Origin of the sequence: Streptococcus australis, from assembly GCF_019930045.1 — a bacterium.
In the GTDB taxonomy this organism is placed as follows: domain Bacteria; phylum Bacillota; class Bacilli; order Lactobacillales; family Streptococcaceae; genus Streptococcus; species Streptococcus australis_D.
This window is the reverse complement of record NZ_JAHZQQ010000017.1, coordinates 13,257-36,749: the sequence shown is the minus strand read 5'-3', so window position 1 is coordinate 36,749 and position 23,493 is coordinate 13,257. Positions and strand designations below refer to the sequence as shown.

Here is a 23,493-nt window from a genome sequence, read left to right as displayed (position 1 = left end):
TTCTAGTAAATGTGTTGCAACTCTACTATACAGGATTTATTCCTTTTTGTGTTTACACAACTTATTGTACACTACCCATAAATCGCAACCTTGAAGTTATTCTTATACCTAAAACCAATACATACTTTTCTCTCGTTGGCTGTGGCACAAAGATAGACATAATCAAAAAAGTCTTGATGTGGTGCACTAGGGACATTGCCAAAGCTAGACCTTATCAGCAACAGAAGAGAAATATTGCTTTCTACGTAGAAAATCGCACACGGTTAGAAAAATATTTAGGTGCAGATATTAATGTAAATGTAGTCTATCACTGCTTAGGAAATGGGGTTGACGAAGAACTGACAGAAAAGTTTATAAGCAGTGGTTTTGACATGAAAATTCTGTATCCAAAGGCTAAGGAGGCGCAAGATGATTCCAAAATTTAGAGCGTATGATAGCAGTTCATACACACGTATGTATCAACCAGATGAAGTAATGGTTGGGAATGGTGATATTTGGATAATTGATGAGGACTCTTGCGACAACGAATGGATAGTAAATAATGATCTTCACCTCATGCAATCCACAGGTTTCACAGATGACGTTGGGGAGGAACTCTTTGAGAATGATATCATTCTTTGGACATATTGGGATGAGTTCGAAGACAGTGGCAGAGCGATGATTATCCTAGAAAATGGGATGTTTAAGTTAATTGATACCCGAACAGGAAAAGAAGTCTGGGATAATCTATTCGACTGTATCGAAAATTGTAAGGGGAATTAGTCCAAGGTCATCTAAAAAACAATGTTGATCAAATCAAAGACTCCATCGGTGATATGATGGTTGTCATGATTATCTTTTGCCAGCAAGAAAATATTAAAATCAAAGATGCACTGAATAGAACATCTGTCGGACTATTCAACGAACGGCATTTGAAAGATGTTGATAGTTGCCTTAAATTTACATTGCGTCACATCAGCCAACTTGCAGATCGTCCAAGATTTTGGCCTGAACAAGATTTGGCAGCTATCACGGATAGCATCGCAAATATTGGGGGGACTTACAATTTAACGGTAGAAGAATGTCTTCGAGCTGCTTACGAAGAAATTAAGGACCGGAAAGGGAAAATGGTCAATGGTGTCTTCGTTAAACAGGAGGACATCAAATGACATATGTTGTAAGACAGTATGAAGGCCACTGCATGTGGGAAGGGACTCATCCAGCGAGAGCGAATGATACAGAGTTCGAAACATTGAATGAAGCCTTGGCATACAGAGCGACACTGACAGGCATGATTGAAATTTTTAAAAGAGAGGTGATTGAATGAACCTACGAAGTCGCTATGGATATCTTATCCTGGCACTGAAACAATATCCATTTGACAAGGAAATCAAGGACCGAATCGAAGAAATCGAAGTGCCTTGGAAGCCTTCTGATCCTAACACTGGCATCAAGAGTAACAAGACAGTTACTCCGAAAGCATTATCAGACATCATCAAGAAAGAGTCAGATCCAGAATTGCATCGACTCGAATTGATGAAAGAAGCCATTTCTTCAGTCAAGATTTTAACTCCAGAAAACGAATGGACTGCAATCAAAGCAATCTATATTGACGGAACTCTGACAGTTGAGGGAGCATCAATCAAATACTTGCATTGTAGCAAGTCATTGACCTACAAAGAAGTTATTGAACCGTTCTTTAACAAACTTGAAAAGAAGATCTTTGAATTGTCGGCCAACAGCAAATTTAAAATAAATTTGGAAAAAAGTTAAAAATTCGACTGAAATCGTGGAAAAATTTCAAAAAAAGGGTGCTAAAATTGTATTATCGGGTAAAACCGAACCGATGGATCCTTATGAAACGGGTTGGGAGTTAGCTCAATTGGAAGAGCGGTCGGGTTATGACCGGCGTGTCACAGGTTCGAATCCTGTACTCCTAATATCAGCCAAGTCAGCACAAGCTGGCTTTTTATTTTTACCTTGGAAGGAGGTGAGTCAATGAACATTGTGGACCCAATCAGGGACAAGGATGACATCCAAGCGATGAAGGAATATCTGAGAGAGTGGAATGAAAGGAACTATCTACTCTTTTTGTTTGGAATAAATTCCGGGCTGCGTGTGGGAGATATCCTACAAGTGAGAGTCAAAGATGTGCAAGGATGGTATATCAAAGTCAAGGAGCAGAAGACTGGGAAGCGCAAGCAACTCAAAATGACGAAGACTTTGAAGAAAGAAATCAGAGAGTACATCAAAGACAAACCACTGCATCATTATCTATTCCAAAGTCGGATAGGTAAAAACAAACCACTCGATAGACGAACAGTTGACTGGATATTGAAGACAGCTGCAATCGAATGTGGAATTGAAAATATCGGGACACACTCGATGAGAAAGACATTCGGTTATCACTACTACAAAAAGACCAAAGATGTGGCAATGCTCATGGATTTATTCAATCATTCATCTCCTGCAATAACTTTAAGATATATCGGAATTAGACAAGATCAACGAGATAAAGCAATGTCTAATTTTGATTTATAGTTAATAATTAGACATAACGAGGAAAACGCTAATTTGTTTCATCAAATCTCCGTGGTCCATTTATTTTACTAGCTTTTAAATAGTGGTGCGAATCAGACAGAATATAAGATATGTCTAATTCAAGAGAGAAAAACAAAAGGATTTTCAGAAATACCATAAACAATTTCAGAAACAACCGAATAAAACAAACATTTATTAGTGAGAAGAAAGCAAAATGGAAATTGATGTTGAGACTCGAGAAAGTCGCAGAGAATTTTATAACTCAGATTCGTGGAGGAAGTTGAGGCTCGAAGCATTGAACAGAGATCATCATGAGTGTGTGTGGTGTCGAGATGAGGGAAGAGTGACAAGAACTCTTCTTGAAGTCGACCACATCAAAGAGCTAGAGTATTATCCAGAACACGCATTAGATTTAGATAATCTTCGGACTCTTTGCAAGGAATGCCACAACAAAAGACACAATCGATTCCAATTCCGCAAGTCTTCCAGAATGGAAAACAAAAATTTCCGAACGGACGAATGGTGGGGGTGAAATTTGTCGAACGAAAAAATTTTAAGACCCCCCGGTCGAAAAAAATCGAAAAAATCAAGCGCCAGGGAACCGGTGGGAGGGGTCGATTATCCAAATATTTATCAAAAAAATGAAGGGGGTGGGGGCTAATGGAAGAATACACAGAAAAAAATATAAAAGATTTGGAAAACCAGTTACTTTCTAAAATCGGGAATTTCAGTACACGAAAAAAGGACGCTGTCCAGTACGAGAAAGTTCATCGATATATTTATCTGGTCCGATTGCTTTACGAGCTAAAAGAGAGGCTTCATCAAGACGGCCTGGTCATCACTGTGCATAATGGTCAGCAACGATTCCAAAAAGCAAACTCGCTGATCAAGGAAATCAACACTACCAGCAATCAGCTTTTAGCAATCGAGCGATCTTTTGACTTTGAGATTGAAAATTCACCAGTCGAGAAAAAACCATCGTCGGATGGAAGTGATCTATTGTGATTTCACATCCTCTGATTGATGAATATATTGAACTTGCTGAATCAGGAAAAATCAAAGTCAACAAAGAACGCTCGCTCTTATTCAAGATCATCAAAGAAAAAATCTATCCAAGGGATGATTTGTATTTTGACAATATTTTGATTGAGAAATATATCCAGTTCACTGAGAAGAATTTCTTCCCACTGGCCAAGTATCAAAAATTCATCACACCATTTATTTTTCTTTTTCGGAAAGAGGATGGTGAACCTCAATTTGATGAAATATTGCTGACTCTTGCCCGTGGGGGAGGGAAGAATGGTTTCATGTCCAGTCGGGACGCATTTTTCATCAGTCCTCTCTATCCTGTCAGAGATTACGATGTGACTATCACAGCTAATTCTGAAAAACAAGGGAAGGTCTCGTTTGAGGAAGTTTATGAAACGGTCCAGCGAAGAGGACTAGAAGATCATTATTATCTGACAAAGATGTCTATTACAGGCCGAGGTAACAACTCGGTCTTTTCTTATCGGACAAATAATCCGAAGACAATGGACTCGGCTCGTGATGGTTGTCTTGAATTCGATGAAATTCACCAGTTCGAAAGTGACTCTGCTGTTAAAATCCAGCGGTCAGGGCTTGGTAAGATTGCCCATGCTCGTACCTTCTACAATGGTACCAACGGGCACGTCCGTGAAGGGTTCTATGACAAGCTGATTGAGAAGTCAATGAAAATCTTGAACGGTGAACTTGAGGAGTTCCGCTTATTCCCGTTTATCTGTAAGTTGGATGATCCGGAAGAAGTGGACGACATGAGCAACTGGCCAAAAGCGAATCCTATGCTTGACGAAACAACTTCTTATGCCAAGCGTCTGCTTGCTAGAACGAAAGCTGACTATGATGACTTAGAACTCGAGCCATCAGGCAGACAAGAGTTTATGACCAAGCGGATGAACCTCCCAGAAGCCGATCTTGAGAAAGATGTGACGACTCGTGACAAGTTGCTTGCTACTTTGAGAGATAGTGATATCGAGCTTGCTGGAAGGTCGTGTGTGGCTGGATTTGACTACGCAAGCATCCGAGATTTTGCATCTGTTGGCTTGCTATTTAAGGACGGCGATGACTTTATTTGGAGGCAGCACAGTTTTGCTCGGAAGACGTTCCTTGATGCGTTTAAAATCAAGGCTCCAATCCGTGAGTGGCAAGAGCAAGGGATTTTTACTGTCGTAGACGGCCCAAGTATAGATCCACGGTTGCTGGTCGCTAAGCTGAACGAGTGGCGCAAGTTATACAATATTGAGCTAGTCTGTGCCGATGGTTTTCGGATGGATTTGCTGAAACCGTTACTGGAAGAAGCTGGTTTTGAATTTGAATTTCTTCGCAATCCAGGGGCTATCCAATCCAAGGTGGCACCGATTATTGAGGATGGATTTGCAAACGAGAGATTTAATTTTGGAAATGATAGGTCGATGCTGTGGTACACAGATAATACCTTCGTCAAGGAAGACAAGGACGGAAACAAGAGGTTCTTGAAGAAGGAACCGGTGAGACGCAAGACCGATGGCTTCCACGCTTTTATTGCTGCTCTCTACAAGAGAGAAATCATCCAGGAAAGCACTGTTGGTGAATTCCTTGATGTGATTGAAGATTGGGATTTTTAGAAAGGAAAACCAAATGAACAAACGAATGAAGAAGAAACAAGGCTTACAGAATGAAGTTGAAATCTTGAAGTCAGAAGTTGCTGTACTGAAGGGCGAGTTGAATACTCTAAGTCAAGCCTTGAAGCGCCATGAAGATGCTTGTAGTGAGAACATCGAGCAGACGAATAAAGAGTTCGAGGCTATCAGACAAGATATGAAGCGCTCGAAGAAGTCATTTTTTAAACGATAAGGGATAAACTCCCGGGTGGGTGGTTGGCAGAAAATTTAAGAAAGGAGGAGGTGCCTTGGGATGGCTAAATTTATTCAAGCGAGAAGTTCCGGAACCAAGCTTTGAATTTGATGAGCTGGAGCGGATTTTTGGAAATCTGCAACTAAAGAGCTTGTCGATTGATAAGGCTGCTGAATTTGTGGCCCGTATCTTTGCAAGGTCTGAGTTCAAGTTCATTGAGAACGGGAAGAAGAAGGCTACTGATTGGGATTACCTGCTAAATGTAAGACCCAACAAGAATGAGTCAGCTTCTGAATTCTGGCAAAAGGCTATTTATCGCTTATTGACAAAGAATGAAGTCCTAATCTTTCTGTCAAGTGATGATCAACTGTTGATTGCTGACTCGTACATTCGTCAAAAGTATGCCGTGTATGATGATACATTCACATCTGTGACTTGTCAGAATTATACTTTCCAGAAGCCTTTCAAGATGAACGAAGTCATTTTCTTGCAGTACAACAACAATCGGCTACAAGAGTATTTCACTCAGTTGTTTAATGACTACGAGAAACTACACACTCGACTGGTCGAAGCGCTGGCACGGAACAATCAAATCCGTGGGGTCCTTAGCACAAGGACAAATGCGAGCTTTGACGATAAGAAGCGTGAGAAGATGCAGAAATATGCAGACGGCCTCTTTAAGTCGTTTACAACCAAAACGGTTGCGATTGTTCCAGCTCAAGAAGGGATGGAATATTCTGAGCTGACCAATACCACAGGGACTTCTAATCTGTCCGTGGATGAGCTCAAAAAGCTTCGTCGGCAGTTTGATGATGAAGTGGCCGATATCTTGGGAATCCCTACTGCGCTGATGCATGGTGATATGGCAAACCTTGAGAATAGCCAGAAGATGTTTAATAGCTATTGCTATCAATCGCTCGTGAAGAAGATGAGCGATGGCCTGAACTTCGCTTTGCTAAGCAGAAGCGAGTACAAGGGAAATAAACGTCTAGTAATTGTCGGTGAGGGCCAGAGGGATAAATTCTCACTTGCTCAGAGTATTGACAAGCTGATTTCTTCTGGATCCATGCTTATCAATGAGGTCCGTGAGGAACTTGGTCTTGAAGCTGTACCGTGGGGCGACAAGCCTCTGATCACTAAGAACTATCAACTTGGTGAGGATGTAGAGAAGGGAGGTGAAAAAGAAGATGAAAGTGATTCCGATTAAGGGAACCATTGTATCGAACGATGATGTTTGGATGTATGATTGGTTCGGTTGGGACTGTACCGCTCCTAAAAACGTCGTACTTCCGGAAACTGGTGAGGATATTGAAGTCCATATCAACTCGGGCGGTGGTGATGTGTATGCTGGTAGTGAAATCTATACCGCTTTGCGGTCCTACTCAGGGAAAGTAGTTGTTAAGATCGTGGGCGTTGCTGCAAGTGCAGCAAGCGTCATTGCTATGGCTGGTGACGTGGTAGAAATTAGCCCTACTGCACAAATCATGATCCATAACGTGTCGTCACGAGTTGACGGAGACCACAACACTCTACTGCATGAAGCTGGAGTGCTTGAAGGTTTTAATAAATCTATCGCAAATGCTTATGTCGACAAGACTGGTAAGGCATTAGATGATTTATTGGATCTGATGAATGAGACAACCTGGTTCGACGCTAAAACAGCAGTCAAGGAAGGATTTGCTGACCGTGTCATGTTTAGCGGGGAGATTGCTCCAACATTTGCTGCAAGCGAAACTCCAATGATCCCACATGACTTTATCGACAAAATGAAATCAGCAATGACTCCTGATGTTGATAAAATCGCTGATCTGGTAGCTAATAAATTAGAAGCTCGACAAATCGCAAGAGAGACTTTTGAAGATAGCGAATTTGTACAGAAAAAATTCAATATTCCAGAAAGTCCAGAAAATAACACAAACGAGACTGTACCGAAAGGGTTCGGTCTTTTTGCATTTTAGAAAGGAAAAATACTAATGCCAATGAAATTATCTAACAAATTCAACGAAATTCGTCAGAACTTTTTGGACGCTGTATCAAACGGTGCACCTCAAGAAGAACAAGCGAAGCTCTACAATGAAATGATTGAATCAATGACTAACGAAATGATGGAACAAGCTCGTCAAGCTGCTCATGAGGAAGTTTCAGCGATGAATCCTTATGACGCTAAATTGACTGCCGAAGCTCGTGAGTTCTTCAACGACATCGATAAGACTGCCCCTGCTGGAGTTGAAAAACTCTTCCCACAAGAAACAATCGACCGTATCTTTGAAGATGTGGTGAACTCTCGCCCGCTCTTGCAACATATTGGGTTGCGCAACGCTGGCATCCGCCTTAAATTCCTCACATCTAATCAAACTGGAGAAGCTCTTTGGGGCAAAATCAATGGTGCAATTCAAGGTCAGTTGAAACAAGCCTTCAACGAAGAAGAAGCAATCCAAAACAAGCTGACAGCATTTGTAGTCATTCCAAAAGACTCCGAAAAATTTGGCCCCGCTTGGTTACAATCATTTGTTTCTGCTCAGATTACAGAAGCATTCGCAGTTGCTCTGGAAGCTGCTTTCTTGAACGGTGACGGAGATGACAAACCTATTGGTCTTTCTCGCACTCTTACAGGAACGGCATCTGGTGGTAAAACAACTTATGCAGAAAAAACTGCTGAAACTACAAAACTTACGTTCGCCGACTCCGCAACAGTTGTCAAAGAGTTAACAACTGTACACAAATATCACTCTGTCAAGTCTGATGGTAAGTCAGTGGCAGTTGAAGGCAAGGTCGTGATGGTTGTAAACACAGCGGATGCATGGGATGTCAAGAAACAATACACTTCCCAAAACGCTCAAGGAACGTATGTGACAGCAATGCCATACAACTTGATCTTGGTTGAATCAGTTGCTCAAACTGCTGGCAAAGTGACTACATTCGTGAAAGGTCGCTACGATGCATTCGTAGGTGGCGGAATCGAATTTGGTCGCTTTACTGAAACTTACGCTCTCGAAGACTTGAACCTCTACACTGCCAAGCAATTTGCTTACGGTAAGGCACATGATGAAAAGACTGCTGCGGTTTGGGAATTGAAAATTAAACAATAGGTGGTGACACCGAATGGAAGAAACAAAACAACTTCATCCGCTTCTGGGAGTATTCAAGGAGCGGATGAAAATCTTTCATGATGCAGAAGACGGGAATCTTTCAAGGATGTTAGTTTCATCCGAAAAAGCAATTCTTGACTTAACAGGAGCATTTGATTTGTCAGATTCTCGCACTGAAGAGCTTGTTTTGGAACGTGCAAGATATTTGTACAATGATCAGGTCGAGTTTTTCTTTGCAAATTTTCAAGGAGAACTCCTTGAGTTATCGCTTCAAAACCACCCAATAGGAGGAAAAGAGTGCTAGAAACAATCCAAGATTTCTTTGACTTAAAAGAAAATGTCGTTCGACACGTTGGAGACATTTTTGAAGTTGATGAAGATCGAAAAAATGAATTGATGAAGAAATTACCTGATTTTGTTAAAGAATATGATTTAGTAGCTTCGAAAATTCCAAACGAAGATGTAGCTGTGGAAGATGAATAAGCCTGAGTTTAAATACAAGAAACCAGAAACCAATACAAGCGAATTAAGAACTCCAGTAGAGTTTTATAACTCAAAAGTACTTGAAGGATTAGATGGCAGGGATGTGACTTTTGAAAAAGTATTTTATACATTTGCAAAAGTCTACTCACCTAGTTTAAAGGATATCGAAATTTCGACAGGAAAATCGATGACTGCAAAGATGACCTTAAAAATAAGAGATCCTTTAACAAGCTATCAACCTGATAATAAGCATTTCGTACAAGTGAATGATCACCGATTAGAAAATAAAAAATGGCAGATCATCGACGTTCGCCCCGATTATGACAACCGTGATTATTTAATTGTTGTTATTGGTGGTCCAAATGGCTAGTGGTGCTACATTAAGAGGCTTCGATGAAGTCATCCGGAATTTAGAGGCAAAGCTTGGCGATGCGAAAGTGAGAAGATCTGCAAATAGAGCCTTGAAAGGTGCAGCAACTGAAACACTCGAAGACTTTAAAGTCACCCTGCAAGTTTTCAAAGATACCGGAGAAACAATCGAAAGCGCAACAGTCGGAAATGTAACGGGTGCTTTTGAAGGAGTGCCAATGGTTAAGCTTGGTTTTGGCGCTGGATCACGTTGGCGGTTGGAGCATTTGAACGAATTTGGATATGCCAAAAAGGCCCATCCAAGAGGATTCGGTGTTATCCGAAGATTTTCGGAAGCCAACAAAGAAAAATTTAAATATAGGTTAGCAACTAAATTGAAAGGAGAAGGGCTTGGATGATTAAAGACAAGATGTCAGAAATATATGATGCTCTGATGAGCGATGAAGAACTTTCTAAAATCACTATCAAATCATTTGAGCGTCCCGAAACCTTACCAACAAATCAGACGAGTATTGTTATTATCCCACTAGGGCCACCTATCCAAAGTGACCAGGGAAGTAATACAAGCTTTTCAAAAACATTTCTTTATCAAATCAACGTTGAATCGATTAACCGAATTGAATGCAAAAAATTGCAAGGGCTAGTCGAAAAGGTGATGGAATCGCAAGGATTCTATCAAATTGCTGGGGGTCTAGATGAATGGATCCCTGAAATCAAACGCTATGCAGATGCTAGGACCTATAAAGGAAAGAGCAGACTGTATGACGATTATTAGAAAGGAAATTTAATATGACACAACAAAAACAAGGTACAGCGACAGTCGGTTTTAAAAGCTTGACAGTTCGCATTTTGGATGGGAACCAGACTCCAACTGATGGAGAAAACCTCTTTATCATCCAAGGTAAAAAAGGGGAAGGTGCCACTCAAACAGCTAAGATTTCTGGTCTTGCTGCTGATGCTATCAAATCATTCGGAAGCAACATTGCTTACCACGTAAACAATCGTGGGGTTGGAGATGTTAAGGTAGATCTCGGGCTCTTGGATATTCCAGTGGCGCTCTACGTTAAAGCTCTAGGTTACGAAGACGACGATGGTATTCTTGATTTCGGAGCTGACACAGTTTCAAAAGACGTTGCAATCTTGCTAGAATCAAATACTGCAGATGGCAGTGGAGCTTACTATGGCTTTTACAAAGGAAATCTAGCAATGGATGCTATTGACCTCAATACGCTCAAAGAAAAAGCTGAGGAACTTGCTACTACAAACGTATCATTCGCCGCAGGCGCAAGTACCAATGAGAACACTAAGAATAAATATGGAACAATGTACTTTGGTAGCGATGAAACAAAAATCAAAAAAATGAAAGCGAAACTAGGTATGGCAGTAGCAGGCTAAAATAAAACAGGGGCATCTAGCCCCTTTGTTTTATTATCTTAATAAGAGAAAGCACCGCAAGGTGCTTTTTAATTTAGAAGGGAAAACAAAATGGCTAAAATTACATTCACTATGAAGAACGAGAAAGGCGAAGATGTCCTATACTCCAGTAAAGAAATCACTACTCGTGACTATCGTGACTATCTTGTGCTCAATGACTCGCTAACGTCTGAGAAATCAGAAGTTGAAAAGTTGGACCAACAGTTGAACTTTATCGCTTCTCTTTTCGAAAATGTCACAGTTGAACAATTGTTGGAACATACAGACTTTGCGAAAATTATTGAAGTATTTATGGACATCTACGCACATTTGGTAGGTGATGTTGACCCAAAGGGGAAACAATAGATCCCAAAGATGCTTTAAAGCATTTTTATAAATTTGTCAAAAATGTCTCTAATGGTCCGTACAATATGAGTATCAATGAGGTTATGGATATTAGCTGGGATGACTTAATCGGTATCGTCGACACAAGTAGTGACCCGGAAGACGAAACTCCGCTAGATATTGCAGACATATTTGACGGGATATAAAGTAAAGCCTTATTAAAGGCTTTTTTTATTTTGAAGGAGGAAAAATGGCAGGTGGAACGCCACTAGGACAAATGTACATCGAACTAGGGCTGGACGTGTCAAAGTTCAATCCTAGCTTAACAAGTGCGAAGAATGCGGTGAAGTATTTCCAAAATAATGTCAAAGCACTCGACAGCACTTTAAAATCTCATGGAAATAATGCAGATTTACTGAAATCAAAGTACAAATCACTTGGTCAGGCGATTGAGGCACAGAAAAAGGTCCTCGATCAGATGAAGAAAGGATTTGATAAGCTTGATCCTGGATCTGCTAAGTATGACAAAGCTGCTGCAGATATCGAGCGTGAGAATGCAAAGTTATCTGCAATGGAAGGTCAATTGTACAAAGTTGAGCAAGCTCTTAAAGCTGTTGCTCGTGAAAATAGTTTCTCCGGCCGAATGGAGGCTCTGGGGCAGAGTATCAAAAAAGGCGGAGATCACATTCAAAGTTTTGGTCGGAAGGTTTCTGACCTTGGAGGGACGTTAACAAAAGGCCTCACTGCCCCTCTTGTCGCTAGTGCTGGATTTGCAGTCAAGGCTGCTATCGACTATGAAAGTGCCTTTGCTGGAGTTAAAAAGACGGTTGATGGGACACCTCAACAGTTTGATAAACTCTCTGCGAGCATCCGGAATATGGCTAAGGAAATGCCATCTAGTGCGGTTGAAATCGCACATGTCGCAGAAGCAGCCGGGCAATTAGGTGTACCAGTTGGGGCAATCAAAGAGTTTTCTAAAACAATGGTAAATCTCGGCGTCTCAACAAACTTGAGTGCGGAAGAAGCTGCATCCTCGATTGCTAAAATCGGGAACATCATGAAGGTCTCCAAGAATGACCTGGGTGAATGGTCCAGTCATTTTGGGTCTGCAGTCGTTGATTTGGGGAACCACTTTGCGACTACCGAGCGTGACATTGTCGAAATGACAAACCGTTTGGCGGCTGGAGGTAAACTTGCTGGCTTGACCACTCCTGAAATCCTCGGTCTAGCGACTGCGATGAGTAGTGTCGGTATTGAAGCCGAGGCTGGTGGTACAGCCATGACACAGACCCTTACTAGTATTGGTAAGGCTGTTTCTGGTGTTGGTAAGGGTGCCACTGAAAAGTTACAACTAATCGCTCAAACTGCCGGGATGACCTCTGAGCAGTTTACTAAGGCTTGGAAAGAAAAGCCAGCGCAAGCCTTGCAATCCTTTATCAAAGGGTTGCAAAAAGCCACTGACGAAGGCAAGAACATGGACGGCATCCTTGACGAACTTGGAATGACAGGTATCAGACAAGGAAATATGCTGAAATCTCTTGCATCAGCATCTGACACTATGACAGATGCTGTGAATCGCTCAAACAGTGCATGGAAGAAAAACAGTGCGCTGACTGAAGAAGCTCGCAAGCGGTATGAAACCACTGAATCTCAGTTGAAAATCTTTAAGAACAAGATTACGGACATCGCTATTGAGTTCGGAGGTCCATTGCTGAAGGCTTTAAATAGTGGACTGGATGCTGCTAAACCTTGGCTGAAAACTCTGTCTGAGATGGCTGAGAAGTTTAGCAAGATGTCATCTGAACAACAACAGAATATCATCAAATGGGGCTTGATGGGAGCAGCCGCTGGGCCTGCTCTTAAATTGCTCGGTGGTGGCCTTGGAATCATTGGTGGATTGACTAAAGGTTTTGGAAGTCTTGTTAGTGGCATTGGTAAAGTGTCTGGTGCTATCAAGACATTTAAAGATGCTGGCTCTATAGCTGGTGGATTTAAAGCCTTATCTGCAAGTATTAGCGGAGTAGGTACTGCAACTGCTGAAGCTAGCACAAGTACAAGCTTGCTATCTACTGCTGTAGCATCACTTGGAAACCCCGTTACTTGGGGAGTCCTGCTTGGTGGAGCTGCATTAGTTGGCTTGTCTTATATAGCTGAGCAGATGGCAGAAGCTGAGAATAGGACACAGCGCTGGGGAACTTCTGTAAGCAAGGTCCAAGATGAACAACTGAGCCGTTTCAAATCCAAGGTTGATGAAGCAAATAAGGCGATTGTTGACTTTGGGGCAACTGCTGGAAATATCGATAATGTCAAGGCTTCTTTTGAAAAACTCAACAGTGAGATTGACAAGCTGATTGATGAGAAGAAAGAGAAGTTGCAAGCTCTCGCTAAAGAAGTTGGTATGAGTGAAGAGGTTCGTAAGAATCAAGAAGAGCAACTCGAACAAACCAAAGTAAATGTCCGGAACATGACTGAAGAAGTTGGTCGCATCTACCAAAATGCCAAGGACCAACATAGAGACCTGACTCTAGAAGAAAAGTCAATCGTTTCCAATATTCAACACGAAATGATCAGCCAGGAATTGGACTTGTTGAATGTTTCTAAGGATAAGAAACACGCTATTATGCAAGCGATGAACGGTGATGTCAAATCCATGAATGAAACGCAGCGTCAAGATGCATTGAAAGTAGTCACAGACTGGATCCTGGAAGAAGAGAAGGTCTACGAGAAGCGTAAGCAAGCTATCAAAGATGCATACAAAAACGATGGTTCCGAAAAAGCAATTCGAGAACGCAATCAGAAGTTAGAAGAGCTGGAAGCAGAGCATCTCGCTAGAAAAGAAGCTTACCAACAAAAATATTTTGAGTTAGAAAAGAACTTCCTCGATAATTACAACGGACGTTGGACTAAAGAAGCTTTGGGAGGCGCTAAATCTCGTATGGGCGCATTAGGCCTTGATGTGAAGCAATTCGAAGAGTATATGCGTTCTGCTGCTGATACTGTCACGACATCATCTGGGATCGTTGCGAAGTCCATGGCTAACATGAGTAAGGAAACTGCTGAGGCTAACATGGTCTGGAACTCACTCGTATTTGATGATAAAAAGGGTGAAGTTAAGACGAATGCCAAAGAAGAAATTTCCAAGGTATTGGAAGCTGAGAATGGCTGGAATTCAATTGAATTTATCCTGAAGAATGCCAACCTTGAAACGAATGCTAAGATGCTGATCGGTGAGACCTTAGTCGAAACCGGTAAATGGAACGAGCTGACTCTGGAACAGAAAGAACTCGTTTTAGACGGCCACAAAGGTATGCAAGCCATCCTTGACAATAAGGAAGCACTTGAACAGTGGAACGCCCTCCCAGCAGAAGTCAAAGAACTGCTGATGAAGAATGAGGCTTTCCTCAATTCTGGAAATCTAGCTATCTCTACCTTGCAGAAATGGAATCAGTTGAGTCCTGAGCAGAAAGAGATTATTGCTAAAGATTTAGCAACTGGTGAGGTTACTAAAATCCAGCAAGCATTGAATACATTGGTTGGTATGAACCCAAACATCCCAATTGATGCTACGGACAACTCCAGCAAAGTTATCTCCCAGGTAATGAACGATATCCTGAACATTCCGAAGGAGACGAACACAAACATCAATGCGGATGCGACTGGTGCTGAAGCTGGGAAGAATCAAGCCCTTGAAGCTTACGGTGCTGTAAATGCTTATCAGGTGTTAGAAAAATCAATTACAGCAAATGCAGACAATGCAGTCCAACAAGGACAAGCAGCTATCAACAAACAGACTGAATGGAATGCAACTCCATCTCCTACCAAACTACAAACCGGTGATGCTGGTAGTGCGGTAAATGCAGGGCAATCTGCCATTAACAAGCAGAATGAATGGAACGCTCTTTACAGCCCTATGAAGTACATGACTGGTGATGCCACAAGTGCTATGAATGCTGCTAACTCAGCAAGTAGTGCTATTCAATCAGTACCGACTAGCTGGCATACAACCATCACAGCTACAGAAGTGGTCAATCGTGTCGTGAATAGTGTTGGAAGATTATTTGGACACAAAGATGGTACAGATTATCACCCGGGCGGACTTGCTATGGTCAACGACCAGCGCAATGCGGTCTACCGTGAAATGGTTACACTACCAGACGGACGGAGCTTCATCCCGGAAGGTCGAGATGTCATCATGCCACTACCTCGTGGATCCAAGGTCTTGCGAGCAGATAAGACCAAACGTTTGATGCAAAAACTTGGCATTCCTAAGTATGCGTCCGGTATCGGTATTCCAGAGGATGCTAAATTCTTGAGAGAGATCGAAAGGGCCAACCGTGAAATCGTGCTAGTGGATAATAAAGCTGGCAATGACTACGATGGTCAAAATATCGTTGCTGAGATTGCGTTTCTAAGGTCAAGTTTAGAAAAGTTATTGACTGCTATCCTTGAAAAACCGTCAGAAACCTATCTAGATGGCAATGTTTTGGCACAAAATAGCTACCAACGCTATTCGAAAATCATGGCAAGGGAGGGAATCTAATGTTTAACATGATTATTAATGGGTTTGACACTGGATCAATCCCAAACTGCTATGTCACCGATTACGGTGAGGAGCAAATGGCTCAACCACGTTTTGACAATAATACGATTTATGGAGCTAATGGCGATTATCCTATCTATGATGGTGCATATGAAGGCTACGACAAAACTGTCAGCCTGTATGTGGTGAAAGAAGAAGAGGTCCAGAAAATCCTTGAGCGGTTTAATCAGCAGAATAATGTAGTAGAGTTCGGGCATCGGCCAGGCTCTATTTTTTATGCTGACTATGCTGGCTCAAGTTTTAGACAAAACGGCATCCATGCTTGGTCACTAGAAATCAAGCTCAAGATGCATCCTTTCCGTTATCAGAAAAACAATACGGAAGTCGTATTGACAAGTAATGGGACAGTTACGAATCCTGGTACGGTCTATTCCGAACCAGTTATCACTGTTGAGGGAAATGGTGATGTGACACTCACAATCGGCAAGCAAATCATGCAACTCAAACTTGATACTAAGGCTACTATTGATTGTCGACATAAACGTCAGAATATCTATGACAAGAACGGAAATTTGAAGAATACCCTTCGGACACGAGGTGGATTCTTCGAAATTCCTACCGGGCTTTCTGGGGTTGTGTTTGGCGGAAATATTACGAAGGTGAGAATCCAAGGAAACTGGAGGTATAAGGTATGATCTATCTATTAGAAAACAACTTTCCTCTGAATGCTGCATTTGATGATGAGATCATTCAAGAAGCGAATAGCACCTATCAGCTCACCTTTAAATTTCCAACAACAGATAGCAAGTGGACAGAGTTAAAAAATGAAGTCTTACTGGTTGCGGACGATTTGCACGGCGAGCAGTATTTCTCAATCTTCGAAGTTGAAAAGCAACATGGCTATATCACGGTATATGCTAATCAGGTTGCCACTCTGCTGAATAGCTACTCAATCAATACTATCAGCGTCGATAGAGCGAATGGCTTTACTGTAATGAATGCACTGGTGTCAGCATTAAAGAGACCGAGTCCTTTCACATTTTTCTCGGACATCAACTCAAAGCACACCATCAACCTCAAAAATGTATCGGTGATGGAAGCTCTGGTGAAGGATAAGCACTCTATTGTCGGACAATGGGGTGGAGATCTTGTGCGTGATAAGTACAGTATCCGACTGCTTGAGAGGGCAGGAGTAGAGAACGAATCTCTCTTTGCCTATAAGAAAAACATGAAGTCCTACCAAGAGTCTGCGTCTACCAAGGAATTGAAGACAAGGATTCATTTCAGACGTGTCATCGAAAGTCACGATGAAAACAAGAAGGACCAAGTCTTCACCGCTACAATTGACAGTCCTCTGATTGGTAAATATAAGAATATTTACGAGGCAGACATGGAAGTGCAAGACCAGGATGTAGTCGACCAGAAAACGCTGGAAGAGTACGGGAAACGCTACTTCCGTGAAACTCTCTGCGATATGGTCGAAGAGAGTCTTGAAATTGATGTCATTGGACAATCTGACCAACCTGTAAATCTCTTTGATACTGTCAGCGTCTTTCACGAGCGATACAATGCGGATCTACGAAAGAAGATTACTAAATACCGTTTCGCTCCTATGAGGAAGAAACTTGTCAGCATCGGATTTGGAAAAATTAGTCAGTCCTTTGGCAGTGCACTTGGAAATTTGGTAGAAGATAAAGTCAATGAGCGACTGGATGAGAAATTGAGTGGCCGTGATAAAGAGTATGAGGCTAAGGTCCAGAAGTTAGTTGATAATGCTAATGCCGAATACTTAAAGAAAGCGACTGCACTCGAACGAGAAATCACTGATGGTATCGAACAAGCCAAAGCACAAGCCGAAGTAGTCAAAGAACAAATTTCAGCACAAGTCGCTGAAAAGATCAATGCAGCAAGCCAAAAAGCAAAGAATGAAATTACACAAGAATTCAATGCTAAATATGGCGACATCACTGTCAAAATGGAAGGGTTAAAGTCTACTACTGATCAGTTACAGACTAGTAATGTGGACATCAAGAAGTTGATCAATGACTTTAAGGATCAGACACAAAGCCAGTTCTCTGGCATCCAAGGCGCACAATCAAGGTTTGAACAGACAACTGAGAAAGCTATCTCTGACCTTACCAACGTTACTAATGGCAAAGCTGATCGCTCTTATGTTGAGCAGACAGTGGCGGGAGTAAAAGAAGAGTTTACTGCATTAAAAATCGGTGGCGTTAATTTGCTAAATGGTTCGAAAGGACCATTTAAACCAGACAAGAAGCCAGCTAACTTTGATAATAACATCTTGTATAAGGACAGCACGTCCATTTATATGGAGCAAGGACAAGAGTACATCGTTAGTGCTAAAACGGATGGGAACTTTACGGCTCATCATGACGGTATCAAGGAATCCGATAACGTAGTTCTTTGGATTATGGACAAGGATGTCAGAAATTATCAAATTGTATCGGACTTCAAGACAGGTACCACAGGAACCAGGATCACTTGGAATAAACAGACAGGGACTTATCACTTGCGTGTGAATACCTATCGAAAGGATCCAAATAGACTAAAATCCGTTTGGGAAGTTAAAGTTGAAAAAGGCACGATAAAAAGCGAATGGTCTCCATCAATCAAGGATCAGGAAAGCTTGATCACAGAAGCAAAATCATCCTTTGAACGAACAGCCAATAGTTTGATAACAAGAATCGCTTCTATTGAATCCTATGTAGATTCCGATGAAATTAGAAAAGATGCTTTAAATAAGTACACGAGAGAAGAAACTGCAAAACAGATTTCTGCCGAACGATCTAGAATTGAGGAAAACTATGTAAGGAAATCTAGTTATAACGAAGATGTAGCCAGCTTAAATCTAAAATTTGAAGATTTAAAACAGAATAATAATCAAGTTATAGCATCTAAGATTGCAGAATATAAGCAGACTGTAGATGGTCAGTTTGCGACTATAACCAATCAATTGGGCGATATGCTCAGAAAAACAGACATCAGCATCACAGATGGTCAAATCTCATTTGGTACAGGTAAGAGCATCAATGGAAGAACAATCAGTTCCTTGCTGGTACAGAAACCAGAAGCCATTGCTTTGATTGCAAAACTCATTAAAGTAAAAGGCGACATGGTCGTTGATGGATCTATTTTAGGTCGACATATTGCAAGCAAGAGCGTGGAAACTGGACACATGAAGGCTGGTTCGGTCACTACTCAGATTATTGCTAGTAATGCAGTAACAGCTGATAAGTTATTAGTAGACTCGGCTATGATTGGTAAGCTGGTATCAAATCAAGCATTTGTTAGGGAGTTGATTTCACAAAAGGCTTTCATTACCGAGCTGAATTCTATCAAGGTTGCTGCTAAAAGAATTCAAGGTGGGCGATTAAGTGCCAATAACGGTTCAACTGTCTTTGATTTAGACAATGGTACACTAAATCTATTTTCAAACACTGGTACAATTCGAAGGATTGATGACACAAGTGCTTCACAATTCATCAAATTTAACCAAGTTGGTCTTATCGGTGAATATCTAAGAGACAATAAGGCTGCCAGAATTGTCATCGGTACAAATCAAGATAAAACTGAAAATACAGAAAACGATACATTTGCTGGAATGCGTCTGTGGTCAGGCTCGAATGGTAATATAAGAGAATCTTTGTACGAACTTGTCGGAGATCGCATTATATTTTATGCAAACGGAAAGTATAGAAGCCCTTGGATTATTCACAACAACACCAAAGATGGGAATAGTTATCTTATCCCGATGAATGAAAAAGGTGTTAAACATAATTTGGGGCGAGGTGATAAACACTTCAATAAAGCATATATCGATGATCTATTTATTGGGAAAGGTTCACAAAATGTAGGAGGCTATTTATGGGATATCTTGACTTGTTTCGGTGTTATCGCTCGATACGGTTGGGATCTGAAAAATGCGTCTGTACAAAGGCATATAAGATCAAATCTCATCAATAAATATGGCTTTAAATAGAAAGGAAAGTCAATGAACGAAAATACTTATGTATCAATCATCACAGATCTAGCTAATCAGTTAGCTAGTAAATCAATCAATGAAGCTGAATTCAAAGCACGATTGACCGAATCACAGCAGGAAAAAGCACAGCTCATTCAAGAGCTGGAAACATATCGCTCTGTTCTTGAATCTGACAACGCATTGCAAGAACTCTTTGAAGAAATCAAAAATAAAAACGAGGTAACTAAATAATGGATTATAAAGTACAATTTAAATCATACGATGCAGTAGCTAACACTACCAAGGTAGCAATCAAGCAAGACTTCCCATATCGGGTATTTGAGGAAACCTTGCCAACGAATCGAACAAACGAAGATGATGCAACACTGGTTGAGGCAGTTTTGAACATTGTTCGCATGGAGTTGGACACGTCTGGTGCTGTGGTAGCAATCAAGAAAGAGCTTGACAAATCTGTGGAAGCTAACAATGATGCTATTGCTAAAATCCTAGCTCTAACGAAGGATAACGAAGAAAAAGCGAACCAAATTAAGAAAATCAAGGAAGTAGCCGAATGGAACGTGTTGGCCCGTGTGACCGATGTTGAAAATCCACTTGATCCGACTGTATTTAAACGTGGCCTTGAATTGGTCGATCTTGGAGAAACTGGTAAGACTTACCAACCACAAGAGATCTTTACGATCGAAGATCCAAATCATACTGAAGCATTTGGAGAAGGTAAGCGTATCATGATCCAAGTAAATGAACCATTTACATATCAAGGCGAGACCTTGGAGCAACTGGATAGCCTTTACCAAAACGGTAAGATTGGCATCTGGAAGTGGACTAAGCCGAAAGAAGAAGCTCCTAGCAATTTGGAAACTCAACCAGTAGCCACAGCTACACCACAACCCTTAATCTAGTAGAAGGGATGGTGACCGATTGAGTTTGGCAGATCTAATCGCACACCTCGCACCAACGATTGGTGTCGTAGCAACAGGCTGGTTTGGAATGAAGGCGAGCAAGTCTGCAAACCTCAACAAAGAGCAATTTAATGAACTAAAAAGTGAATTAGGCTCCATCCAACACGCTGTGGAAACCGTCCAAGAAGTTGGCGAGGACAACAACAAGAAAATTAACGAAGTAAACGAAAAATTAGCAGTACACGATGAAGCGCATCTAGTCACGATGTATTTGAGACTAGAGCGTGACATCAATACTGCTCTTAAACGTGGGCACACATCTGTACACGAGTCGGATGTGATCCACAAAATGCATCAAAGTTATAAAAAGCTAGGCGGAAATGGTTACATTGACGCCCTTTTTAATAAATACATCAAATTAGAAGTGAGGGAACAACTATGAAAATCAACTGGACTGTACGTTTGAAAAACAAAAACTTTTGGCTCGCTCTTGTGCCAGCTTTGGCATTGCTCTCCCAGGCTTTTGCTGACATTTTTGGCATCAAGTTAGAGTTTGGCCAAACTGTTGATAAAATCTTGGTATTCGTCAATGTGCTATTTGCGCTATTTGTTTTGGTTGGCGTCGTCAATGACCCTACCACAACAGGTTTGAGCGATAGTACACGAGCGCTTGACTACCATGAGCCAAATGCTGATTAAAAGACTGGCTCTTAAAGTAACAATCTTTTTGTTAGCCACTGCCTATTTTTGGGTGGTGGCTTTTGATTTTAGAAAGGAGCAATAAATGGCTACTTTAAATGATATTTTGGGATATGCAGAAGAGTTAGCAGATGCTGGCACCGGTGTATCTATGAGCAAATGGGGGATGCAATGCGCTGCACTACCTAATGCAATCTCTACTTACTTTTTCGGCAAAACTCTCTGGGGCAATGCTATTGATCTACTCAATTCTGCCCGTGATTTAGGTTATGAGGTGGAATATAACCAAGAGGGCGATGCGGACAGCAAACCACGAGCTGGGGCTGTGTTTGTACAAGAAACTACTTACTTGTTCGGTCATTCATACGGTCATACTGGTCTAGTGATCGAGGATAGTGATGGGTACACCATGCGTACCATTGAACAAAATATCGATGGTAACGAAGACAGTCTATATGTTGGTGGCCCGGCACGATATAATACCCGTGATTTTACTGCCATTGTCGGGTGGTTTTATTTCCCGGTTGATGGTCAACCGGCACAAGTAGAACCTATCACGCCATCAGATCCTCTTACAGTTGACTCCAATGGATTCAACCCAGAGACAGGTACATTCACAGTCGAAGTGTCAGCACTCAATGTACGGGCTTCTGCAGGGCTTTTAGGTGAGATTGTGGCAGTTTATACTGCTGGCCAAGAAATCAACTATGACGGATGGCTTGATAATGATGGTTATATCTGGATCACGTACATTGGATCATCCGGCAATCGTCGCTATGTAGCAGTCGGTCAATCAGAGAATGGGCAACGGATCACAGACTTCGGCTCATTCTCTTAAAACAAGGAGGATTTAATGACATTATTAAATTCTACGAATCTAAAGCAATTTGAAGGTGGTGCTATTGTTAAACAAGGGGATAGCGCCTCTTTGTTTGGATATGAATTGTTGGATGAACGATGCAAGCCTGTCAATGAATTGAATGGGCAAAATGCAACTGTTAGAATCTACAATTCGAAGGGCAAGCTCACGTTTGAAAGCCTTGTCGAGAAATCAAAAGTGACTTTCAAATTTGAAAAAGTTTTGCCAATTGGATCATATCTGGTCGAGATCGTGCAAGTCGGAAGTTGGACAAGGCGGGATCACACAAGAGCAACTTAACGCTGCCATTCAAGGTGTCAAAACAACCATCTTAGGTGAAGGTGTGCCAGAAGAGTTAGATACACTCAAAGAGATTGCCGAGAAGATCTCCGCCGGCAGTAGCTCTGATGGGGCTATCGTCTCAAAAATGACTGAGCTTGGCCAAAAATTTACTGACCTAGAAACTGTTGATCTAGTAGCGGTATACGCATCTGCAAAGGCATAAAGCTATGAATAATTTTTTAGAGGTTATTAGAGCGATTGGTAGTGACATAAAAAACCTCCAATCCAATAGTTTAAAAATAGACAAAGCCTACGAATTATTTCCGACCTACGCTACACTACAATCTCAAATGGCCACTAACATCAGAGATAAGCACATAGATTTAGGGCTTGATGCTTTGATCGACACTAAGCTAAAAAATGGCGGTGATCCATTTGTCACTCGTTCGCAGGTCGGGAGTAGTGGTACATCAACTGTCAGACGTGCGCCTATGGCATACACGCTGGACCGTACCACATTTCCTTGGACGATTTGGTTTGATAACGGATGCGGGCTACAGTTACCAGATCATTCGACTGACGAAAATGCTTACGGATACGGTGCTAGTCCAAATATCAACAATACTGAGTGGGTCAATTATCCAACAGTTGGCAATATCATTTCTGCCAGTCGTGGTACACTTACGATTGATGCTGTCAAACGGACTGTTAACGCATTTTATTGGGAGCTTAGCGTAAAGGTTATTAATCCAATCAACGATATTAAGGGTTTAAATTTTGATAACGCTTTTTTAAACCAAAGTGACCCATTTAAAATATTCCACAAAACAATCATCCGTGTCATGTACCAGCTTAAATAACTTCCTTCTGTGTCTATAAAAAATAAAACTTGAACTTTATTTGGGGCTATGCCCAAACTAAAAATGTGGCGATGAAGTTGTGGAGTTTTAGAAGCAGTTCCTAAAACAGACCCAAAATATGATATAAGTTGATACATAAACTTTTGTCAGACTCCCACCGGCTCCATTTTTATATATACAAACGACAAATCCCTTGTCGTTTTTGTTTCTTTAAAATCTATCAACCAATGATATCTTGTGAGCGATTCCTAAATTTTTTGT

Annotated in this window: 31 protein-coding genes and 1 tRNA gene; all 32 read left to right on the top strand. The window is 41.3% G+C overall.

Going from position 1 to position 23,493, the window contains the following annotated elements; translation table 11 throughout:
• Positions 1–425: hypothetical protein (locus K1J10_RS05005; protein ID WP_317629280.1), on the top strand; the 425-nt coding region annotated here is incomplete at its 5' end.
• Positions 409–762: a YopX family protein gene (locus K1J10_RS05000; RefSeq protein WP_223356074.1), complete on the top strand. Its 354-nt coding sequence runs from the start codon at positions 409–411 to the stop codon at positions 760–762. The genes K1J10_RS05005 and K1J10_RS05000, both read left to right, overlap by 17 nt.
• 56 nt (positions 763–818) lie before the next feature.
• Positions 819–1,148 (top strand): hypothetical protein, encoded by a 330-nt coding sequence (locus tag K1J10_RS04995; RefSeq protein WP_223356073.1) that lies wholly within the window; start codon positions 819–821, stop codon positions 1,146–1,148.
• A complete protein-coding gene (locus K1J10_RS04990; RefSeq protein WP_223356072.1) occupies positions 1,145–1,306 on the top strand; it encodes a hypothetical protein in 162 nt (53 codons plus the stop codon). Before K1J10_RS04995 ends, K1J10_RS04990 begins: the two co-directional genes overlap by 4 nt.
• Positions 1,303–1,752 carry a hypothetical protein gene (locus K1J10_RS04985; protein WP_223356071.1) on the top strand — a complete coding sequence of 150 codons (450 nt, stop codon included), beginning with the start codon at positions 1,303–1,305 and terminating at the stop codon, positions 1,750–1,752. The genes K1J10_RS04990 and K1J10_RS04985 overlap by 4 nt, the downstream gene beginning before the upstream one ends.
• A 94-nt stretch (positions 1,753–1,846) precedes the next feature.
• A tRNA-Ile gene (locus K1J10_RS04980) sits at positions 1,847–1,919 on the top strand.
• Positions 1,920–1,977: 58 nt separating this feature from the next.
• Positions 1,978–2,520, top strand: a complete 543-nt coding sequence (locus K1J10_RS04975; protein WP_125329577.1) for a site-specific integrase — start codon at positions 1,978–1,980, stop codon at positions 2,518–2,520.
• A gap of 214 nt (positions 2,521–2,734) precedes the next feature.
• The gene (locus K1J10_RS04970; protein ID WP_223356070.1) at positions 2,735–3,052 is read left to right on the top strand and encodes an HNH endonuclease; all 318 of its coding nucleotides are present in this window, start codon (positions 2,735–2,737) and stop codon (positions 3,050–3,052) included.
• 128 nt (positions 3,053–3,180) lie between these two features.
• Positions 3,181–3,525, top strand: a complete 345-nt coding sequence (locus K1J10_RS04965) for a hypothetical protein (RefSeq protein WP_048688941.1) — start codon at positions 3,181–3,183, stop codon at positions 3,523–3,525.
• Positions 3,522–5,162, top strand: coding sequence for a terminase TerL endonuclease subunit (locus K1J10_RS04960; RefSeq protein ID WP_223356069.1), 1,641 nt, complete (start codon positions 3,522–3,524; stop codon positions 5,160–5,162). The genes K1J10_RS04965 and K1J10_RS04960 overlap by 4 nt, the downstream gene beginning before the upstream one ends.
• Before the next feature lie 13 nt (positions 5,163–5,175).
• Positions 5,176–5,391, top strand: a complete 216-nt coding sequence (locus K1J10_RS04955; RefSeq protein ID WP_223356068.1) for a hypothetical protein — start codon at positions 5,176–5,178, stop codon at positions 5,389–5,391.
• A 55-nt stretch (positions 5,392–5,446) separates the two neighbouring features.
• Positions 5,447–6,598, top strand: coding sequence for a phage portal protein (locus tag K1J10_RS04950; RefSeq protein WP_223356067.1), 1,152 nt, complete (start codon positions 5,447–5,449; stop codon positions 6,596–6,598).
• Positions 6,579–7,349 carry a head maturation protease, ClpP-related gene (locus K1J10_RS04945; protein WP_223356066.1) on the top strand — a complete coding sequence of 257 codons (771 nt, stop codon included), beginning with the start codon at positions 6,579–6,581 and terminating at the stop codon, positions 7,347–7,349. The genes K1J10_RS04950 and K1J10_RS04945 overlap by 20 nt, the downstream gene beginning before the upstream one ends.
• A 15-nt stretch (positions 7,350–7,364) precedes the next feature.
• Positions 7,365–8,480, top strand: coding sequence for a phage major capsid protein (locus K1J10_RS04940; RefSeq protein ID WP_223356065.1), 1,116 nt, complete (start codon positions 7,365–7,367; stop codon positions 8,478–8,480).
• 13 nt (positions 8,481–8,493) lie between these two features.
• Complete coding sequence (locus K1J10_RS04935) at positions 8,494–8,784, top strand: phage gp6-like head-tail connector protein (protein ID WP_129299849.1); 291 nt, start codon at positions 8,494–8,496, stop codon at positions 8,782–8,784.
• Complete coding sequence (locus K1J10_RS04930; RefSeq protein ID WP_223356064.1) at positions 8,778–8,963, top strand: hypothetical protein; 186 nt, start codon at positions 8,778–8,780, stop codon at positions 8,961–8,963. Before K1J10_RS04935 ends, K1J10_RS04930 begins: the two co-directional genes overlap by 7 nt.
• Positions 8,956–9,333 (top strand): phage head-tail adapter protein, encoded by a 378-nt coding sequence (locus K1J10_RS04925; RefSeq protein ID WP_223356063.1) that lies wholly within the window; start codon positions 8,956–8,958, stop codon positions 9,331–9,333. The genes K1J10_RS04930 and K1J10_RS04925 overlap by 8 nt, the downstream gene beginning before the upstream one ends.
• The gene (locus K1J10_RS04920) at positions 9,326–9,730 is read left to right on the top strand and encodes a hypothetical protein (RefSeq protein ID WP_223356062.1); all 405 of its coding nucleotides are present in this window, start codon (positions 9,326–9,328) and stop codon (positions 9,728–9,730) included. The genes K1J10_RS04925 and K1J10_RS04920 overlap by 8 nt, the downstream gene beginning before the upstream one ends.
• Positions 9,727–10,107: a hypothetical protein gene (locus tag K1J10_RS04915; protein ID WP_097289842.1), complete on the top strand. Its 381-nt coding sequence runs from the start codon at positions 9,727–9,729 to the stop codon at positions 10,105–10,107. The genes K1J10_RS04920 and K1J10_RS04915 overlap by 4 nt, the downstream gene beginning before the upstream one ends.
• A gap of 14 nt (positions 10,108–10,121) precedes the next feature.
• The gene (locus K1J10_RS04910) at positions 10,122–10,727 is read left to right on the top strand and encodes a major tail protein (RefSeq protein WP_223356061.1); all 606 of its coding nucleotides are present in this window, start codon (positions 10,122–10,124) and stop codon (positions 10,725–10,727) included.
• Between the two features lie 90 nt (positions 10,728–10,817).
• A complete protein-coding gene (gpG, locus tag K1J10_RS04905; RefSeq protein WP_048688983.1) occupies positions 10,818–11,111 on the top strand; it encodes a phage tail assembly chaperone G in 294 nt (97 codons plus the stop codon).
• Between the two features lie 229 nt (positions 11,112–11,340).
• A complete protein-coding gene (locus tag K1J10_RS04900) occupies positions 11,341–15,630 on the top strand; it encodes a phage tail tape measure protein (protein WP_223356060.1) in 4,290 nt (1,429 codons plus the stop codon).
• Positions 15,630–16,325: a phage tail protein gene (locus K1J10_RS04895; RefSeq protein ID WP_223356059.1), complete on the top strand. Its 696-nt coding sequence runs from the start codon at positions 15,630–15,632 to the stop codon at positions 16,323–16,325. Before K1J10_RS04900 ends, K1J10_RS04895 begins: the two co-directional genes overlap by 1 nt.
• Positions 16,322–19,630: a phage tail spike protein gene (locus tag K1J10_RS04890; RefSeq protein ID WP_223356058.1), complete on the top strand. Its 3,309-nt coding sequence runs from the start codon at positions 16,322–16,324 to the stop codon at positions 19,628–19,630. The genes K1J10_RS04895 and K1J10_RS04890 overlap by 4 nt, the downstream gene beginning before the upstream one ends.
• A gap of 12 nt (positions 19,631–19,642) precedes the next feature.
• Positions 19,643–19,864, top strand: coding sequence for a hypothetical protein (locus K1J10_RS04885; protein WP_223356057.1), 222 nt, complete (start codon positions 19,643–19,645; stop codon positions 19,862–19,864).
• The gene (locus tag K1J10_RS04880; protein WP_223356056.1) at positions 19,864–20,532 is read left to right on the top strand and encodes a hypothetical protein; all 669 of its coding nucleotides are present in this window, start codon (positions 19,864–19,866) and stop codon (positions 20,530–20,532) included. Before K1J10_RS04885 ends, K1J10_RS04880 begins: the two co-directional genes overlap by 1 nt.
• Positions 20,533–20,557: 25 nt before the next feature.
• Positions 20,558–20,974, top strand: coding sequence for a hypothetical protein (locus K1J10_RS04875; protein WP_223356055.1), 417 nt, complete (start codon positions 20,558–20,560; stop codon positions 20,972–20,974).
• Positions 20,971–21,231: a phage holin gene (locus tag K1J10_RS04870; RefSeq protein WP_223356054.1), complete on the top strand. Its 261-nt coding sequence runs from the start codon at positions 20,971–20,973 to the stop codon at positions 21,229–21,231. Before K1J10_RS04875 ends, K1J10_RS04870 begins: the two co-directional genes overlap by 4 nt.
• A gap of 85 nt (positions 21,232–21,316) precedes the next feature.
• Positions 21,317–22,069, top strand: coding sequence for a CHAP domain-containing protein (locus K1J10_RS04865; RefSeq protein ID WP_223356053.1), 753 nt, complete (start codon positions 21,317–21,319; stop codon positions 22,067–22,069).
• Positions 22,070–22,084: 15 nt separating this feature from the next.
• Positions 22,085–22,390: a hypothetical protein gene (locus tag K1J10_RS04860; protein WP_223356052.1), complete on the top strand. Its 306-nt coding sequence runs from the start codon at positions 22,085–22,087 to the stop codon at positions 22,388–22,390.
• 43 nt (positions 22,391–22,433) lie between these two features.
• Entirely contained in the window at positions 22,434–22,595 is a 162-nt protein-coding gene (locus K1J10_RS04855) for a hypothetical protein (RefSeq protein WP_223356051.1), read from the top strand.
• 4 nt (positions 22,596–22,599) lie between these two features.
• Positions 22,600–23,232: a hypothetical protein gene (locus K1J10_RS04850; RefSeq protein ID WP_223356050.1), complete on the top strand. Its 633-nt coding sequence runs from the start codon at positions 22,600–22,602 to the stop codon at positions 23,230–23,232.
• Positions 23,233–23,493 lie beyond the last annotated feature (261 nt).

Excerpts from the sequence above, each read along its gene's own strand:
- K1J10_RS04925 (WP_223356063.1), top strand. The coding sequence starts at position 8,956 with ATGAATAAGCCTGAGTTTAAATACAAGAAACCAGAAACCAATACAAGC.
- K1J10_RS04935 (WP_129299849.1), top strand. The coding sequence starts at position 8,494 with ATGGAAGAAACAAAACAACTTCATCCGCTTCTGGGAGTATTCAAGGAG.
- K1J10_RS04895 (WP_223356059.1), top strand. The coding sequence starts at position 15,630 with ATGTTTAACATGATTATTAATGGGTTTGACACTGGATCAATCCCAAAC.
- K1J10_RS04985 (WP_223356071.1), top strand. The coding sequence starts at position 1,303 with ATGAACCTACGAAGTCGCTATGGATATCTTATCCTGGCACTGAAACAA.
- K1J10_RS04890 (WP_223356058.1), top strand. The coding sequence starts at position 16,322 with ATGATCTATCTATTAGAAAACAACTTTCCTCTGAATGCTGCATTTGAT.
- K1J10_RS04910 (WP_223356061.1), top strand. The coding sequence starts at position 10,122 with ATGACACAACAAAAACAAGGTACAGCGACAGTCGGTTTTAAAAGCTTG.
- K1J10_RS04970 (WP_223356070.1), top strand. The coding sequence starts at position 2,735 with ATGGAAATTGATGTTGAGACTCGAGAAAGTCGCAGAGAATTTTATAAC.
- K1J10_RS04915 (WP_097289842.1), top strand. The coding sequence starts at position 9,727 with ATGATTAAAGACAAGATGTCAGAAATATATGATGCTCTGATGAGCGAT.
- K1J10_RS04945 (WP_223356066.1), top strand. The coding sequence starts at position 6,579 with ATGAAAGTGATTCCGATTAAGGGAACCATTGTATCGAACGATGATGTT.
- K1J10_RS04885 (WP_223356057.1), top strand. The coding sequence starts at position 19,643 with ATGAACGAAAATACTTATGTATCAATCATCACAGATCTAGCTAATCAG.
- gpG (WP_048688983.1), top strand. The coding sequence starts at position 10,818 with ATGGCTAAAATTACATTCACTATGAAGAACGAGAAAGGCGAAGATGTC.
- K1J10_RS04995 (WP_223356073.1), top strand. The coding sequence starts at position 819 with ATGGTTGTCATGATTATCTTTTGCCAGCAAGAAAATATTAAAATCAAA.
- K1J10_RS04880 (WP_223356056.1), top strand. The coding sequence starts at position 19,864 with ATGGATTATAAAGTACAATTTAAATCATACGATGCAGTAGCTAACACT.
- K1J10_RS04965 (WP_048688941.1), top strand. The coding sequence starts at position 3,181 with ATGGAAGAATACACAGAAAAAAATATAAAAGATTTGGAAAACCAGTTA.
- K1J10_RS04870 (WP_223356054.1), top strand. The coding sequence starts at position 20,971 with ATGAAAATCAACTGGACTGTACGTTTGAAAAACAAAAACTTTTGGCTC.
- K1J10_RS04940 (WP_223356065.1), top strand. The coding sequence starts at position 7,365 with ATGCCAATGAAATTATCTAACAAATTCAACGAAATTCGTCAGAACTTT.
- K1J10_RS04865 (WP_223356053.1), top strand. The coding sequence starts at position 21,317 with ATGGCTACTTTAAATGATATTTTGGGATATGCAGAAGAGTTAGCAGAT.
- K1J10_RS04920 (WP_223356062.1), top strand. The coding sequence starts at position 9,326 with ATGGCTAGTGGTGCTACATTAAGAGGCTTCGATGAAGTCATCCGGAAT.
- K1J10_RS04990 (WP_223356072.1), top strand. The coding sequence starts at position 1,145 with ATGACATATGTTGTAAGACAGTATGAAGGCCACTGCATGTGGGAAGGG.
- K1J10_RS04850 (WP_223356050.1), top strand. The coding sequence starts at position 22,600 with ATGAATAATTTTTTAGAGGTTATTAGAGCGATTGGTAGTGACATAAAA.
- K1J10_RS04955 (WP_223356068.1), top strand. The coding sequence starts at position 5,176 with ATGAACAAACGAATGAAGAAGAAACAAGGCTTACAGAATGAAGTTGAA.
- K1J10_RS05000 (WP_223356074.1), top strand. The coding sequence starts at position 409 with ATGATTCCAAAATTTAGAGCGTATGATAGCAGTTCATACACACGTATG.
- K1J10_RS04860 (WP_223356052.1), top strand. The coding sequence starts at position 22,085 with ATGACATTATTAAATTCTACGAATCTAAAGCAATTTGAAGGTGGTGCT.
- K1J10_RS04900 (WP_223356060.1), top strand. The coding sequence starts at position 11,341 with ATGGCAGGTGGAACGCCACTAGGACAAATGTACATCGAACTAGGGCTG.
- K1J10_RS04975 (WP_125329577.1), top strand. The coding sequence starts at position 1,978 with ATGAACATTGTGGACCCAATCAGGGACAAGGATGACATCCAAGCGATG.